The organism is Limibacillus sp. (assembly GCA_037379885.1).
In the GTDB taxonomy this organism is placed as follows: Bacteria; Pseudomonadota; Alphaproteobacteria; order Kiloniellales; family CECT-8803; genus JARRJC01.
Window position 1 is genome coordinate 1 of the sequence record JARRJC010000049.1, and the last position, 16409, is coordinate 16409.

Consider the following 16409-nt stretch of genomic DNA (forward strand, 5'->3'; position numbering starts at 1 on the left):
GACGCCAAACATCTAAAGCGTAGCTAAGCGCCTTAGCTTCGCTTTCACTTCGTTTCTCAGTGTGAGTGAAGCTGCCGTGCATCCAATCGATGTCGACAAAGCGAAAGAGCTCACCTCGATTGACCAAAAGAGCCTTTTCGACTTTGTCGACATCGATTGGATGCACGGCAGCTTCACTCACACTGAGAAACGAAGTGAAAGCGAAGCTAAGGCGCTTAGCTACGCTTTAGATGTTTGGCGTCATCAAACTGCAACAAATCTGTCATGCTCCGTAAATGAGGTGGATCAAAAACTCCTCGTATCAGGGCAAGTGCGTTTCAATCCAGCTGCCCGAGATGATCTTCCAACCTGGAGATGGTGCTCTGATGCTTGTCAGTCTGCCTCCTGATTAGCATCAAGGTCAGGTAGATCAGTGGGACCGACTCAAGAAGAATGCTCGGCTAGAAAAGTCCAGAGCCTATGTCTGCTTCTGGCTAAAAGCAGAAATCCGAGGCCAACCATTCAGCTCTGTAAAGAGCAGGCAATTCCGGCTGCAGTAGAGCGCAGCCGGGATTGCTTTCATGATCAACGAGCGTTCGGATCCATCATCGAATCCATGATCTTGTCGGTGTCGAAATCGAGGCTTGCCTGGCGCGGTGGGTAGTCTTCAAAGGACGAGAAGAAGCGCGCAACAATGGTGGAAGCGGGACCAAGCGCCCAGGACCTGTTCTCCTGCCATTCGTCAAACCCCCTGGTTTCATGGAAGCGCTCAAAGGGATCGAGGTCCAACCGCGTAATCAGCGGGGTGGTGAGCTGTTGTTGAACGCCGTTGAACCACTTGTCCTGCTCGGTGAAGAGAAACTTCCACTCCGAGAACCGCATGCCATGGAAGGTCGTTTCGGAGAAGAAGAAGAACTCCTTTCGGTTGGACGGCCCCTCGCCGGTCAGGATGGGCGTCTGATCGTACCCATCTAAATGAACACGATACTCCTTCCCTCCGATCTCGGCGCCATCGAGCAGGTCCTCCTTGATGTCCGGCTGGCCGAGCTGAGCCATAATCGTCGGCATCCAATCTTCCATCGTGATCAATTCACCGGTGGTGGTACCGGGCTGGACAAGCCCAGGCCATCGGATCATCGCCGGAACTTTGAAGGCCCCCTCATAGCCGCCGACACCCTTGTCGCCTCGGAAGGGCTGATTGCCGCCGTCCGGCCAGCTATTTGTCGCAGCCCCGTTGTCGGTCGAGAAGATCACTACCGTGTTGTCGGCTACGCCGAGTTCATCAAGTAAATCCAGCAGTTCGCCGACATCGTCGTCCAACTCCACCATTCCGTCGGCATAGACGTTGCCGGTCCCGGTGATTCCGTCGTATTCAGGGCTGAGGTTGGTGCGATAGTGCATCCGAGTGGTGTTGTGCCAGACAAAGAAGGGCTCACCCGCTTCGACAGCGTCTCGAATGAAACGCAAGCTCTCGACGAGGACCTCCTGGTCAAGCACGCGCTGACGTTCCTGGCCAAAGCCACCAAGGTCTTCGATCCGCTGCTCGCCTCCTTCGGGCGCAGCGAGGGAATGGATCACCCCTCGCTGTGCAAGCCCGGCTTTCTCGAAAGCCTCGGCCGGGTAATCGTCCTGCTCTACATATTCTCCGGCGTTGAGATGGTAGAGAATGCCGAAGAACTCATCGAAACCGTGCGCGGTAGGCAGGTGCTCATCGCGGTCGCCAAGATGATTCTTGCCAAACTGTCCGGTGCGGTAACCCAGCGGCTTGAGCATTTCAGCGAGTGTAGGGTCTTCGGACTGGAGACCCTGCGGCGCTCCGGGAAGTCCGACAGTCGATAAGCCGGTTCTGATTGGATATTGACCAGTGATGAACGCCGCACGCCCCGCTGTGCAGGACGCATGCGCATAATGATCCATGAAAAGCAAACCTTCGTCGGCGATGCGGTCGATGTTCGGAGTGTCGCAACACATCATTCCGCGGTGATAGGCCGAAATGTTCCACATTCCGACATCATCTCCCCAGATGACCAGAAAGTTTGGATTTTTTTGACTGTCCTGGGCCGCCGCAAGACCGCTGAAGAACAGAGCAAAGATGAAGAAGGATGCCAAAAAACGCATGGATTGAACTCCCGACCGAACATTCTCTGCAATGCTGAATAGGTGAAAGTTATCAAAAACTTTCAAAAAGGGAAATTAGACGAGCAATCTGGCAAAGCAAGATTTGGGGCGCTTACCCCAGTCACTACGAGGGGCTCAAGCAGCATTAGAAACGGCTGTCGAGCCCACCTCACCCTCACAATCTTCGATGTCTGCTACTGGCTAAAAGCGGACATCCGCTACTCCGTCAATTTAGCGACCACAACATCATCAGAACGAATCCAGGCCGCATCGTTTATCTTCTCGTTTGCTGGGAATGAGTCCCGTTGGCCGGATAACATGGAGATTCTGATGAAGCGTTTATTTGTAATCTTGTCGCTTATCGCTTTTGCACTCTCTATTTCACCGCCACCCAGTGAGGCCCAAACCGCAGAAGAGCAACAGATTATGGTCGATAAAGCGACCATTGTTCTGAAGAATTTCCGCCTAGACCCAAACATGGAATGGGTTCGCGAACACGCTCAAGAATCTTACGGGATGCTGATACTCCCAAACCTGGTCAAGGGTGGCTTTATTTTCGGTGGTTCTGGTGGGAGTGGTGTTGTGCTGGCGCGGGACGATGGTCGAGCTGACTGGAGTAATCCTGCTTTTTACACCATGGCATCAGTTACGTTTGGCCTACAGATCGGGGGAGAGGTTTCCGAGATTATATTGCTGGCTGTTACAAAGCGCGGCCGCGATGCATTTCTTTCCAATGAGTTTAAACTTGGAGCGGATGTGAGTGTTGCCGCGGGCCCTACTGGGGCAGGGATGAAGGGGCAGACTGCGGACATATTTGCTTTCTCAAGGACGAAAGGCCTTTTTGCCGGTCTGAACCTTGAAGGCGCTGTTATATCACCTCGGGGCAAATGGAACGACGCTTACTATGGTAAGTCGGTGGAACCTTCTGACATTCTCATTCAACGTTCGATAGCAAACGAAGGCGCCAATGAATTGCGAGCTGAAGCGAGCGCACTGCGGCCACAATAAGCCGTTCAGGAAAAAGAGATAATGTTCGCTATTGGCTAGAAGTGGAGATTACGATCTCGGCTTCGCTCAGTTGCTAGCAACTGCCTTCTGATACACGAGGGCCGCCAGAGCTAGATCCCCTAGCGAGTGCCCCCTGAACATGAAAGCCGTGCGCTCTGTTGCGCTGGTTCGGCCGGGCGTCTCTTCCAAAACAAGAGACGATAAATCGCCTGCGATGAGTTCTGGCGGAGCAAGCTTGTTTCTCATGCTGGCTTCTTGCTCAACGTCGTCGATTACAATGCAGTCAAAGGCAGTGAAGCTGTCTTTATGCCAGGGTGTTCCGATATCCGTGATGGCTGCAAAACACCCTTTTTTAGTGCCTTTTGCTGAGAGAAAGGGCTCTGAGGTCAGCGATAACGTAACTGAACTCACAATCAGGTCAGCATCCGCAATGGCTTCCTGGCCCGTGTCGGCGATTGTAGCTTTTATGCCTTTCGCTTCGGCCTGACGGCAAAGCTTTTCAATGTTGGTGCGCCCTCGGCCAAACACCCTGATCTCTTCAAGCGGATAAAGGTCGGCGAAAGCATCGAGATGGCTGCTGGCTTGAACGCCCGTTCCGACAAACGCCGCAATTCTTGAATCGTCTCGTGCCAAGCGCTGTGCTGCTACAGCACTCAACGCTGCGGTTCTGGTCGCTGTGATCCAGTTGGCGTCCAGAACCGCTTTTGGTAAGCCAGTATTGCTGTCGAGGACCGTGATCAGTCCGTTGATCTGGGGTAGATCGCGCTCACTGTTCTTAGGGTTCAGTACAAGCGACTTCACCACTAGCAAAGGCGGGTCATCAGCAGCTGCCAACGTGGTCATCATGTACCGACCATCTGGTGGAAGCAGTGTAGATTTCGGGGCCGACCAAACGGTTCCTTCGGCCTGTCCGCGGATCATTTTTTCAATCGACGAAACAGCTTCCACCGTGGTCACGCAAAGCCTCTCAAGGGCCTCCTCCGACAAGAACAGTGGTCGTTCCGAGTTAGACATGGAGCAAGTCTAGCATTCTGAAACTGAGAGGTGTCCGCTGTTGGCAAAAAGCGGGAACCTGTGGCCGGGATATAGTCCGGCTTTAGAACGGAGCGAAGCTGTCCGCCCGCGAACGTTTCCACCGATCGAGGTAACCAAAACGATCCTCTTGCCCCTCTATGAGGAAGTTTTCAGGCAAGTAAGGATACACCTCTGCACTGGTGACCATATTCCGATCCGTCTCGCGCATTAAGAGATGATGCGGTTGAAAGTCTTTGGGTTCGCTGAGTCCAGCCGCCCCTGTTATCTCGGCAAGGGCCTTCAACGTATTTTGATGGAAGCGAAAAACGCGCTCAGATTTATCAGCTACGTCTAATGAGCGTTGGCGCAACTTGTCCTGGGTGGCCACTCCTACCGGGCATAAGTTTGTGTGACAGGCTTGGGCTTGGATGCAGCCTATCGAGAACATGAAGCCTCTTGCAGAATTCGCCCAATCGGCGCCGAGTGACAGAGCTTTCGCGATATCGAATGCAGTGACTAGCTTTCCGGAGGCGCCGATCTTGATCTGTTCCCGCAGGCCTGCTCCACGAAGCGTGTTATGTGCGAAAGTAAGCCCCTCGACGAGCGGCATACCCATGTGGTTGGCGAATTCGAGCGGGGCCGCGCCTGTACCTCCTTCCTTACCGTCGATAACGATGAAATCCGGCGCAATGCCGGTCTCTAGCATCGCCTTCACAATGCACATGAACTCGCGCCGGTGTCCGATGCAAAGCTTGAACCCGACCGGCTTGCCTTTAGAAAGCTCTCGCAATCGGCCGATGAACTCCACGAGTTCAAGAGGCGTCTTGAATGCGCTGTGGGCAGCAGGAGAGATGCAATCCTGGCCAAGCGGCACACCTCTAGCCTCAGCGATCTCGGGGCTGATTTTGGAAGCAGGCAACATGCCGCCATGACCTGGCTTTGCTCCCTGACTCAGCTTGATTTCGATCATCTTCACCTGATCACTGTCAGCCTGGTCAACAAAACGATCCGGATCGAATTCCCCCTTTTCGTTGCGGCATCCGAAGTACCCCGACCCTACCTCGTAGATCAAATCGCCGCCGCCTTGCCGGTGATAACGGCTGATCCCGCCCTCGCCTGTGTCGTGGGCGAAGCCCCCCTTCGCCGCCCCGGTATTCAGCGCCAAGATCGCGTTCGCCGAGAGCGCGCCAAAACTCATGGCGGAAATGTTGTAGAGCGAAGCGTTGTAAGGAACCTTGCAGTCCTTTCCGCCGATGACGACACGGAAGTCAAAATCCTCGAGATGCACCGGGTTGATAGAGTGCGTTATCCATTCGTAGCCTGCTTGGTAAACGCGCTCCCTGGTGCCGAAAGGGCGCTTGTCTTCAACGCCCTTGGCGCGTTGGTAGACAATCGATCGCTTGTCACGCGAGAAAGGCTCTTCGTCCTGGTCGCTTTCGATCAGGTATTGGCGAATTTCAGGGCGGACGCCCTCGAAGAGGAAACGCATATGCCCAATAACGGGATAGCTTCTAAGAATTGAGTGTGATGGCTGTAGGACGTCGTAGAGCCCCAAAAGCGATAGAGCAGCAAATACGACAAAGAACGCAAGAGACCAGAGAGTCCAAAGCACGCCGATCAGTGAAGCCATGGTTAAAAAAACGACCAAGGCGAAAACTGAATAGCGACTTATCGAAACCCACCCGAGCATTGAATTATTCTAGACCAAGAATCGCAGATTGCGAATGTCCGCTTCTGGCTAAACCCAGACACCCCTTCACTTGTAGATCGTTCGATCTCTCAGATTCTCTCTATCAAATGATCTTTGGTGTCGAAGCATGGAAACAACTTGGCGCCTGCTAGGTTGGCAGCAGTTCTTAATGATTCATCTAGAAGATGTGCGTATCGCGCTGTTGTCTGAGTTTGTGTGTGGCCAAGCAGGGATCCAATGATTGGAAGTGAGCACCCTTGAGAGGCGAGCAAGGACGCGAAGCAATGTCTTAAGTCGTGGATGCGCAGATTCTCTAACTCGGCAGCTTTCAATATTTTACGCCATTGCTTTTTCAGTTCTACCAGATGACCCGTCGCGCCCAATCCTGGAAACAAGAACTCATTAACAGATCCCTTCTCCTTCTCCATCTTCCTCAGAATATGTTTGGCATGATCTGAAAGGGGCACGCGGTGGCTTCTGCGTTGTTTGGTCGAGTTGGCCGGTTTTTGCCAAATTCCTGCAGAGAGGTCGAACTCTTTCCATCTCGCAGATAGAACTTCACCCCGACGTGCTCCGGTTAAAAGAAGAAGCAATAGCGCATGAGATGAGGGCTTGTCTGGCCAAGTGCTTAGCACGGTTACGAGTGTTTGTAGTTGCTTCTCCGTGAGATATCGGTCTCGAGCGATCTCAGGGTTCCGCTCCACCATTGAAAGCGGGTTCTCATCAACCCATCCCCATTTACGACCTAGCTGGAACATCTTTGATGCGAGCGAGAGCACGCGATTCGCCGTGACGGGCCTAGTCCTTGAGAGCGTGGCATGCAGTGTCTCAAACTCTTGGTGAGAAAGTTCTCTTAGGCATCGATTTTTGAAGTGAGGCAGAAGGTGCTTTCTCAGCATCGAAAGGTCGTTCTTCTGACTGCCGGGGCGTTTTCTCGGAAGGTGTTCTTTTATGTAGCGATCAGCCAGATCTGAGAACAAACGATCCTTGAGAGGTGCGTTCCTCTCCGTCAATGGGTCCTTGCCAACATCGACCATGCGTCTAAGGCGAGACGCCTCTTTTCGTGCAGCAGCGGCACTCCAGGTCGGGTGATGCCCAATGGTGTAAAGGCGCTCGCGCCCATGAAGTGAGTAGCGGAGAACGAACGAGCGAACACCACTCGCGGAGACTCTCAGGCCAAAGCCGATAAACTCGGGATCGCAGATAAAGATCGAAGCCCGGCGGGGCGCCTTAATGCTCCGAATTAGTTTCGTGTTGATCTTTTTCCGCACGGCTTAATCTTTCGCTAGAGTTGCAGAAAGATAGCACGCGCCTAAAAAACCATCATTGCAAGCAAAAAGAATTAGAAAAATCCCGCTTAGAGAGCATTATCTACGAGTGGTCTCGGGTAGCTTCATATAATTGAGTATGCGCCTAGGGTCGTTATAGATTTGTAATTTGAGGATAGAAGTTTCGAATCCTGCCGGGGCGGCGTTTCTCAAACAGTGCTTCACCCCCCATGTTTTCTCGGCCGTTTGCCTGGGCCTCCTCACGCGAATTGGAGGCGGTGCCGATGGAGGTGCGTGACGTGAGGCAGCGTGCGCCGGTAGACTTGCCGGACACGCTCGGGCGCGTCATCGATATTGATGTATTTCCGTTTTTGCGGAGTCAGGCCCGTCGAGTTCGCCAGATTCGCGTGAAAGGACCCGCCGTCCCACTAGCTGTTCTCGCAGGCATTGCCACCCGCCGGCGTCGCTTGGCGTTTACCACGCAGCGTTCGAGAACGTTCTCAACATCTGCAGCAGCCTGGGTGTCAGATTAAGAGATTTTTCTGAACTCCATTGTTCAAACTAATTTCTACAGGAGATATTTCTCAGTTTCGTAGTTTGCAAAACTTCTGACCGAGATTACGATTTGGTTGGCCCAATGCTCGACATTCGATCATCTGTGCCGTTCTTTTTAGCTGAGTTTTGGAGATGATCGATGATGCGACTTCTTACCTTTGTCCTGATTGCCCTCTTCGGCATTGGTGGCGTTGCTGCTGCCCAAGATACGGAGAAACCGAATATTTTGGTGATCTGGGGCGATGACATCGGTACCTGGAACGTAAGCCATAACAACCGCGGCATGATGGGCTACCGGACTCCCAACATCGACCGGATTGCCCAGGAAGGCCTCAGCTTTACCGACTACTATGCGCAGCAGAGCTGCACCGCGGGCCGCGCCGCCTTCATCGGCGGAAACGTTCCCGTGCGCACCGGCATGACCAAGGTCGGCTTGCCCGGCGCCGAGCAGGGCTGGCAGGAGACCGACGTTACCATGGCCACGATTCTGAAGTCCCAAGGCTATGCCACGGGCCAGTTTGGCAAGAACCACCAGGGCGACCGCGACGAGCACCTGCCGACGAACCACGGCTTCGACGAATTCTTCGGCAACCTCTACCACCTGAATGCTGAGGAAGAACCCGAAAACCGTGACTATCCCGGCGACATGGTGCTCGCCAACGGCAAGACCTTCCGCGAGCAGTTCGGTCCGCGCGGCGTGCTGCACAGCTATGCCAACGAGGATGGCACCCAGACCATCGAGGACACTGGGCCGCTCACCAAGAAGCGCATGGAGACGGTGGACGACGAAACCTCCGACGCCGCCATCAAGTTCATTCGAGAGAAGACCGAAGCGGGGGAGCCCTGGTTCGTATGGTGGAACGGCACTCGCATGCACTTCCGTACCCATGTGCGCGAAGAGAACACCGGCATCTCCGGACCCAGCGGAAACGAGTACCACGACGGCATGATCGAGCATGACATGCACGTCGGAAAGTTCCTCGACCTGCTCGATGAACTGGGAATTGCCGACAATACCCTGGTGATGTACTCGACCGACAACGGACCGCACTTCAACACCTGGCCGGACGCCGGCACCACGCCTTTCCGCAGCGAAAAGAACTCCAACTGGGAGGGCGCGTACCGCGTTCCGGCGTTCGCGCGCTTCCCGGGCCGCTTCCCGGCCGGTGAAACCCTGAACGGCATCGTCTCGCACGAGGACTGGCTGCCGACCTTCGCCGCGGTCGCTGGCGCGACGGAGATCAAGGAGCAATTGCGTGAAGGCGTCGAACTGAACGGCCGCGAGTACCGCAACTACATCGACGGATACAACATGCTGGACTACTTCCAGGGCAAGGCTGAAGAGTCCCCGCGTCACGAGTTCTGGTATGTAAACGATGACGGCCAGATTGTCGCGGCACGCTACGACGACTGGAAGGTGGTGTTCCTGGAGAACCGTGGGCAGGCCTTCGAGGTTTGGAGGGAGCCCTTCACCGAACTACGGGTGCCGTTGATCTTCAACCTTCGTCGCGATCCCTTCGAGAAGGCGCAGCACAACTCCAACACTTACAACGATTGGGTGCTCGACCGAGCGTTTGTTATAGTACCGGTCCAGTCTCTGGCGGCGAAGTTCCTGCAAACCATGCAGGATTATCCTCCGAGCCAGTCTCCTGGTTCGTTCAATTTGAGTGCTATCGAGCAGAAGTTGAAAGAAGGCTTGAGTCGCTAGAAGAGAGTGCGTCGAGCCAAGCGCCGGGAGCGTTATTAGCGCTCCCGGCCTTCGCCAGGCTCGCCAAGCGTTACCTCAGGTGCAAAAGTGGCTCATGCGAAGCGTAATCTGCGCCTTTGTCGCCTCTTTAGCGCTTTGGCTCTTTGGGCAGTCCTTGGCAAGAGCCGAGGCCCCTGGCGCCTACATCGGCTCCGAGATTTGCGGGGAATGCCATCGGCAGGCCTATGAGGCCTGGGTAGAATCCCACCATGCCTGGGCTTGGCGCGAGCCTTCGGCTAGGAATGTGCTGGCCGGCTTCTCCGGTGAAACGTTTCATCATGACGGCATCGATTACCGCTTTGCGCAGGATGGCGATGGCGGCTACCGGGTGTCCCTGACCAATCAGGCCTCCCAGACGGTCCGCGACTATGCAGTGAACGCGATCGCGGGGGTGGCGCCGCTCCAGCAGTACCTGATCGAGACCGAGCCGGGTCGGCTGCAATCCTTCGACGTTGTTTGGGATGTCGCCGATAAGCGCTGGTACCACCTCTATCCCGACCAGGACCTGCCGCCGGAAGACGGCCTGCACTGGAGCGGCCCCTATAAGAACTGGAACGCGCGCTGCGCCGAGTGCCACGCGACGGGGTTCGAGAAGAACTACGATCCTGGCACCAAGACCTACCAGAGCCGTCAGGCTGAGATAGGAGTCGGTTGCGAAGCTTGCCACGGTCCCGCCGAAGCCCACCTGGCCTGGGCCCGCGCGCCGGGAGACCACGAGGCCTTGGAAGGTCTATCGCCCTATGGTTTCTCCGCCGACTTCGCCGCCTCCGATCCCGCTGGCGAGATTGAGGTCTGCGCGCCCTGCCACTCACGCCGGGAGCCGCTGGGCGATGCGAGCCCGGTAGCAGGCAGTAGCTTTGCCGATCACTACAATCTCTCCCTGCTGCGCGAGGGTCTCTACCACCCGGACGGACAGATCCTGGACGAGGTCTATGTCCAGGGCTCCTTCCTGCAGTCAAAAATGTATTCAAAAGGCGTACAGTGCAGCGACTGTCACGAACCGCACGGAGCGCGTTTGAAGGCGGAGGGCAACGCAGTCTGCACCCAGTGCCACAACCCGGCGGGCCGGGAGGGCTTTCCAAGTCTGGTTCCCGCCGACTACGACAGCCCCGCCCATCATTTCCACCCCGAGGAGAGCGCTGGGGCCGCCTGTGTTTCCTGCCACATGATCGAGCGGGTCTACATGGGCATAGACGGACGCCGGGATCACTCCTTCCGCGTGCCGCGCCCGGACCTCTCGGAGGAAACGGGCTCTCCCAACGCCTGCACGGATTGCCATGAGGATCGGACCGCCGGCTGGGCCGCCGCTGTATTGAAAGACCGCTATCCCGGCGGGCGCAGCGGCAGCGCCCACTACGGCCAGGTCTTCGCAGCCGCCCGAGCCGTGCCCGGCGCGAACAACGATGCCCTGCTCGCACTGATCGCCGAGCCGGAGCGTGCCGCCATAGTGCGCGCGACAGCGCTGGATCTGCTGGCGCGCACGGCCCAGCCGCAGGAGGCGCGAAAGGCGCTGGACAGCTTCAAGGATCCCGATCCGCTGGTGCGCCACGCCGCCCTTTCGCTCCTGGCTGCCTTGCCGCCCCAGGATCAGCTGGAACAAGCGATCCCTTTGCTGGAAGACCCGGCGCGCAGCGTCCGGATCGAGGCCGCGCGGCGCTTGCTTGGGCTTGGCGGGGTGCGCTACCCCGATGCTACGCTAGCCAAGCTGCGTTCGGCGCTTGGCGAGTATCAGGCATCCCTTCGCGCCAAGGCCGACTTCCCGGAGATACAGCTGGCCTTGGGTGGGCTCGCGCTCTCCCAGCGCAACTTGCCCGCTGCCTCCGGCGCCTTCGGCGAGGCGGTCCGCCTCGATCCGCAGCTGCCTCAGGCCTGGCGCATGCTGGGGCGCATCGAGGAGGTGAAGGGCCGGCCGGAAGCCGCGCTGGCCCTGCTTGACCAGGGCCTGAAGGCGAACCCCGGCGACCAGCTACTGGTGCTGTCCAAGGCGCAGACGCTGATCGCTGTGAGAGAGTACGAGGAGGCTGCCACCCTTCTGGAAACGCTCCTCGAAAGCCAGCCCGCTTCGCCGGAGACGGCGGCGGAACTGGGCAGCCTCTACGGTCTCCTTGGCCGCTTCGAAGAGGCCGAACCCCTGATGCTTCAGGCGAGCGAGGCAGGCTACAACTCGCCGGAACTGCTTTCCATGCTGGGAGAAACCCAGGTGCGCCTGGGTAAAAACTTCGAGGCGAAGTCCACGCTGCTTCTCATGCAAACCCTTTATCCGGCCCATCCTCTGACGGCGTCCCTGGAAAAAGCCTTGGAGTAACCGGCACCGCGTTTCTGGCCGCCCGCGGCCAGCGCTTAGATGTCCGCTCGCGTCCCGAGCCAGACTTCGCAGGCCTGTTGGCGGATCACCTCGACGCGCGCGGCGACCTCCTCCTCGGTGATCGAACTGACCGGATGGTCGATCACGACGGGCCGAAGCGCGGGCATGCCGACGGCTTGGCGGGTCAGGCGCGTCTCGTTCACGAACTCGGTCGTGATGACCGGCGCTGCGGGGATGCCGAGGTCCTCAAGCGCGATGGCGTCGCGGATGCAGCAGGAGCAGCAGGAACCGCAGTCGCCTATGGCGGTCAGCACGATGTCGTTCTCCTCGGCCATCCGGGCGATCAGGTCCGCCGGCGCGTCGGAGGAAAAGCCGTGGGTCTTCACGTAGTAGTTCACGGCGGCGAAGCGGACCTCTTCCGAGAGCGCCGCCGCTCCGCCCCTCAGGAGCTTATTCGCGTTCCACTTGGAGTTGTCGAGAATGCCGAGACGCAACCCCTCGAGCGAGGTCTTGCGCCCGGCGAGCGGGCGCGAGGCCGTCTCCACCCTGCCACGGGGGTCGAAGATCTCGAAGGAAGGGCGATTGTCGAGCATGGGGCGTCTCCTCAGAGTTTACAGAGGCCGTCGGCGCAGTCGCCCGCGGTTCCGGCGTGGGAATCCAGGACCGGCCGGATGACCGGCGTGCTCATGTGGCCCCAGCCGGGAATGAAGGCGGAGAAGCGCCCGGCGTCGCCGCCGACCACGCAGAGGTGGATCCGCTCGGGATTCACGATGGGGATCCAGTCGTCGGGGCCGCGCTTGTACCATTTCGGCAGGTTGCGGTTGTAGACCTTGCCATAGCGGTGGTCGCGCGAATGGGCGCTGAAGGCGTTGCCCGAATGCATGAAGAGGTAGCTCTTGATGTCGTGGCGGGTCCAGCCGTGCTTGGCGATGGTGCGCGCGTGCTCCAGCCCCAGGGCCAGCGCGCAGTGGCCCGACAGCACCGAGGTGTTGGAGGCAATGGTGCTCATGGCCGAGCAGATCGTGTCCAGAATGCCTTCCGGGTCGTTGCACTGGTGGTCGCTGACCGAGTGCGGCGCCTCGGCGGCGAGGGCGAAAACCGTGGAGCTCTCCGCTGCGTAGCCCTGTTCCACATGGTAGGGCGCGAAGGGACTCGCTTCCTCTTGCTCGCAGATCGCGTAGGAGTACTTGGCGGGATTGCCGAGAGTGCACTTGTCGAGGTCCGGGGCGCGGCCTCCGCCGACGTTCAGCATGATCAAGCGGATCGCGCGGCCGATGGTGGCGTTGGCGCGGTTTCCCGAGCCGAAAGCGTTCGCGCCGCCGTTCATGCCGACCTCGCGCGCCAGGGGACCGTTCACGATCACCAGCGGCGAGGCCATGTGGGTCGTCGCCTGGACGCCGTTCAGATTGAACCGCCGGTCGGTCAGGGCCAGCATGGCCGCGCGCACGATCGGGGCGTACTCGGGCTTGCATCCGGCCATGACGCAGTTGATGGCGAGCACTTCGCGGGTCAGGCCGCCCCAGCGGGGCGGGATCTTGCACTCCAGGGTTTCCGGCCCGCCGCCGAGTGCCGCGACCATGGCGTCGACCTTCTCCCGCGTGGGCGGGACCACTGGCAGCCCGTCCGTCCAGCCGCGCTCGTAATAGAGCTCGATGAGGTCTTCCTCCGCGCCCGGGCCGCCGCCGGCGTCGAGATCAAGAGTCTGCGTATCGCTCATGGAAGGGATGCCTTTCTTGTCCGCTTTGGGCGACCATAGCTCAGGCGGAGATAAATACCAGGAACAACCTGATATCTATTATTGTTCCGTTTCTTGCATTAATCGCGGGGCCATTGGCTTTGAAGCAGCTCAATCAACCCCTCGGCGGCGGGCGAGAGTCCGCGCTCCATGCCCTGAAGAAGGCCGATGCCGAGCGATATTTGCGGCTCGCGCAGGGAGAGGCGAACCAGATCGTCCCCCAGCGCCCCGGTGATCGACTCCGAGGGCACCAGCCCGACCCCGACCCCTGCCCGCACGAAGCTCAGAAGCGTCGGGATCTGATCCACCACGACGGCATGGTGCAGCCGAACGCCCCGGACGGCCGCTGTGCTGTCCAGTAGGCGGCGGGTCTGGGAATCCGGAGGCATGGAGACGAGGGGCACGCCCTCCAGGCTGTCGAAGGCGATTGACCGCTCGCCCTTCGCGCCGATGCCGGATTGGCGGCTGGCGACCAGATCGAAGTAGCCCTCCCCCAGCCGAGTCGTGCGGATGCCCTCGGGAAGGTCCTGCAGGTAGTTGATGCCGAAGTCCGCCGCTCCGTTCTTCACGTCCTCGATGACGCTCGCGTGGATGCCGTCCTTGACCCTGATCTCGATGCCGGGCCGCTGGCGGCGGTAGGCGGCGATGACGCCGGGCAGAATGCCGTTGGCGACCGACATGATGGCGCTGACGGTCACCTGGCCTCTCTGTTGGTCGGCGAGTTCGCGCAGGCTCTCGGCGGTGATCCGCAAGTCGGTCGCGATGCGTTGCGCGACAGCGGTGAACTCGCGGCCCGCGTCGGTCAGGGTAACGCTTCGGGTGCTTCTCTCGAAGAGCCGCACGCCCAGCACGTCCTCGACCCGCTTGATCGTCCGGGTGAGCGCGGGCTGGGACATGTGAAGCTGCGCCGCCGCGGCCACGAAGCTGCGGTTCTCCGCGACGGCCAGAACGGCGGCCAGTTGGCGTGCGCCGATATCGGGCAGGTTCCTGAGCATCCTGACGGCATCATTGCGCCAACTGGAAGCAAAAGCGAGCGCTTGGCGAAAGATGCAACAATCCGGGTTCCAGCCGGAAAGCCCCCTAGGGCTCTCCCGCGCCGATCTCCTCCCGGCGCTTGGCCACGTAGGCTTCGAGCGCTTCGCGCCGCGCCGGGTCGAGCGGCGGCTCCTGATAGGTGGCCAGCATCTCCTGCCAGAGTTCGGTTGCCCGGGCCAAGGCATCCTTCGCGCCCGCCGCTTCCCAGCCCTCGTAGTTGGTCCAGTCCGATAGCAGAGGCCGGTAGAAGGCGGTTTCGTAGCGCGACATGGTGTGTTCCGCGCCAAAGAAATGTCCGCCCGCCTGGACCGAGCCGATGGCCTCGAACCCCAGATCAGCTTCCGAGAAGGCGGGGGGCGTCAGAAAGGCGATCATGTTCTGAAGTATCTCGACGTCGAGCACCAGCTTCTCGTAAGAGGCGGTCAAGCCGCCTTCCAGCCAGCCCGCGCCGTGATAGATCATGTTCGACCCGCCGAGCACCGCGCCCCAGGTCGCGTTGGTCGTCTCGTAGGCGGCCTGTAGGTCCACGCAGTTGGAGGCGTTGGCGTTGGAGCTCCGGTAAGGCAGCCCGTAGCGCCGGGCGAGCTGTCCGGCCATCACGTTCGCCTTGGTGTTCTCGGGCGTCCCGAAGGCGGGCGCGCCGGAGCGCATGTCCACGTTCGAGGTGAAGGCGCCGTACATGACCGGCGTTCCCGGGTTGACCAGTTGGGTGAGCGTGACCCCGAAGAGGGCCTCGGCGTTCTGCTGGACCAGGGCCGCGGGCAGGGTGACCGGGGTCATGGCGCCCATCAGCGTGAAGGGCGTGATGGTGACCGGCTGGCCGTGTTCGGCCATGGCGATCAGGCCCTCGGCCATGGCCTCGTCGAACAGGCGGGGCGAGTTGACCGAGATGATGGTGATGACGCCCGGCCGCTGGCTGAGGTCTTCAAGGCTCTCGCCGCGCGCGATCGCCATCATCTCGATGCCGTCGAGCGCCCGCCCGCGACCGATGGCCGTGCAGTGGTAGCAGAGGTCGCTGAGCGTCAGATTGGCGAAGTAGGCGTCCAGGTGACGGTTGTTCGCGGGCAGCTCCTGCGGCGCCGTGACCTGGTTGCCGATGATGTGAATCGCGTTGAAGGCCTGGGCCAGCCGGATGAAGTTCTCATAGTCGGCCATGTTACCCGACCGGCGGCCCCGCAGGCAGTCATGCACGTTCGGTGGCCCCGCCACCAGACCGAAGCAGAGCGCGTTGCCCCCGATGGTCAGCGTCTTCTCCGGGTTCCGGCTGGTGAGCGTGAAGGAAGCGGGCGCGGTCCTGAGCGCCTCCTCGATCAGCTCGCCGTCGAGCCGCACCAGACCCTCGTCGCGGTCGACCTTCGCCCCGGCCTTTTCGAAGATTTCGAAGACCTGCTCGCTCATGACCCGGATGCCAAGCTCCGAGAGAACCCGGAGCGAGGTGGCGTGGACCGCCTCAAGCTGCTCCTCGGTCAAGAGCGCCATGGGGGCGTAGGGGTTCTCCGGCTGCCGCCAGGGGAGCTGCGCGAGACTGCCCGCCGCTGCGGCCCTTCGATGTCCGGCGCGCTGCTCGCGGCCCCGTCGTGCCATTGCTATCGACCTTTCGCTTTCAAACCTTGACCACTATTCCTTTGGGGGTTTCTGGCTTCACGCGATAGATACAGGTACTATGCACAAATATTCTGATGCCATGAGACAAAGGAATCCATGCCCAAACAGCCGCCGCCGCTGACCTTCGTGCGCAGCTTCGAAGCCTCCGCCCGCCACTTGAGCTTCACCCGGGCGGCGGAGGAACTGGGCTACACGCAAGCGGCGATCAGCCACCACGTCCGCGCGCTGGAGGACCACCTGGGCCAGCCCCTTTTCAAACGCTTGCCCCGCTCTCTGAGGCTGACGGAGGCGGGACAGGCTTTTCTGCCAAACCTGCGCCGGGCGCTGCATCGATCTGATGGAGCGCCCGG

The 16409-nt window shown here is 59.4% G+C and carries 12 protein-coding genes; 4 read left to right on the plus strand and 8 right to left on the minus strand.

The features are described from left to right. Positions 1-564: 564 nt before the first annotated feature. Positions 565-2097, minus strand: a complete 1533-nt coding sequence (locus P8X75_12595; GenBank protein MEJ1996026.1) for a sulfatase-like hydrolase/transferase — start codon at positions 2095-2097, stop codon at positions 565-567. Positions 2098-2139: 42 nt separating this feature from the next. Here P8X75_12595 and P8X75_12600 point away from each other — a divergent pair, with 42 nt between their 5' ends. Next, positions 2140-3105 carry a lipid-binding SYLF domain-containing protein gene (locus tag P8X75_12600; GenBank protein ID MEJ1996027.1) on the plus strand — a complete coding sequence of 322 codons (966 nt, stop codon included), beginning with the start codon at positions 2140-2142 and terminating at the stop codon, positions 3103-3105. 66 nt (positions 3106-3171) lie between these two features. Here P8X75_12600 and P8X75_12605 read toward each other — a convergent pair whose 3' ends face one another. The 3 genes from P8X75_12605 to P8X75_12615 form a co-directional block, all read right to left on the minus strand. After that, positions 3172-4119 (minus strand): ornithine cyclodeaminase family protein, encoded by a 948-nt coding sequence (locus P8X75_12605; GenBank protein MEJ1996028.1) that lies wholly within the window; start codon positions 4117-4119, stop codon positions 3172-3174. Between the two features lie 82 nt (positions 4120-4201). After that, positions 4202-5749, minus strand: a complete 1548-nt coding sequence (locus tag P8X75_12610) for an FMN-binding glutamate synthase family protein (protein ID MEJ1996029.1) — start codon at positions 5747-5749, stop codon at positions 4202-4204. 149 nt (positions 5750-5898) lie between these two features. Beyond that, positions 5899-7080, minus strand: a complete 1182-nt coding sequence (locus P8X75_12615) for a tyrosine-type recombinase/integrase (GenBank protein ID MEJ1996030.1) — start codon at positions 7078-7080, stop codon at positions 5899-5901. Positions 7081-7774: 694 nt separating this feature from the next. Here P8X75_12615 and P8X75_12620 point away from each other — a divergent pair. Together P8X75_12620 and P8X75_12625 are read left to right on the plus strand one after the other, a co-directional pair. Further along, a complete protein-coding gene (locus P8X75_12620; GenBank protein MEJ1996031.1) occupies positions 7775-9340 on the plus strand; it encodes an arylsulfatase in 1566 nt (521 codons plus the stop codon). A gap of 154 nt (positions 9341-9494) precedes the next feature. Beyond that, positions 9495-11684, plus strand: coding sequence for a tetratricopeptide repeat protein (locus P8X75_12625; protein ID MEJ1996032.1), 2190 nt, complete (start codon positions 9495-9497; stop codon positions 11682-11684). A 35-nt stretch (positions 11685-11719) separates the two neighbouring features. On the opposite strand, the gene P8X75_12630 is transcribed toward P8X75_12625, so the two are convergent. The 4 genes from P8X75_12630 to P8X75_12645 all read right to left on the minus strand — a co-directional run bounded on the left by P8X75_12630 (position 11720) and on the right by P8X75_12645 (position 16038). Further along, positions 11720-12277: a UGSC family (seleno)protein gene (locus P8X75_12630; protein ID MEJ1996033.1), complete on the minus strand. Its 558-nt coding sequence runs from the start codon at positions 12275-12277 to the stop codon at positions 11720-11722. 11 nt (positions 12278-12288) lie between these two features. Beyond that, entirely contained in the window at positions 12289-13401 is a 1113-nt protein-coding gene (locus P8X75_12635; protein ID MEJ1996034.1) for a hypothetical protein, read from the minus strand. A 98-nt stretch (positions 13402-13499) separates the two neighbouring features. Continuing rightward, a complete protein-coding gene (locus P8X75_12640) occupies positions 13500-14414 on the minus strand; it encodes a LysR family transcriptional regulator (GenBank protein MEJ1996035.1) in 915 nt (304 codons plus the stop codon). A gap of 85 nt (positions 14415-14499) precedes the next feature. After that, a complete protein-coding gene (locus tag P8X75_12645) occupies positions 14500-16038 on the minus strand; it encodes a trimethylamine methyltransferase family protein (protein ID MEJ1996036.1) in 1539 nt (512 codons plus the stop codon). A 117-nt stretch (positions 16039-16155) separates the two neighbouring features. Between P8X75_12645 and P8X75_12650 the strand changes: the two genes are divergently transcribed. Then, positions 16156-16409, plus strand: a 254-nt coding sequence (locus P8X75_12650; protein ID MEJ1996037.1) for a LysR family transcriptional regulator, incomplete at its 3' end; no start/stop codon positions are given.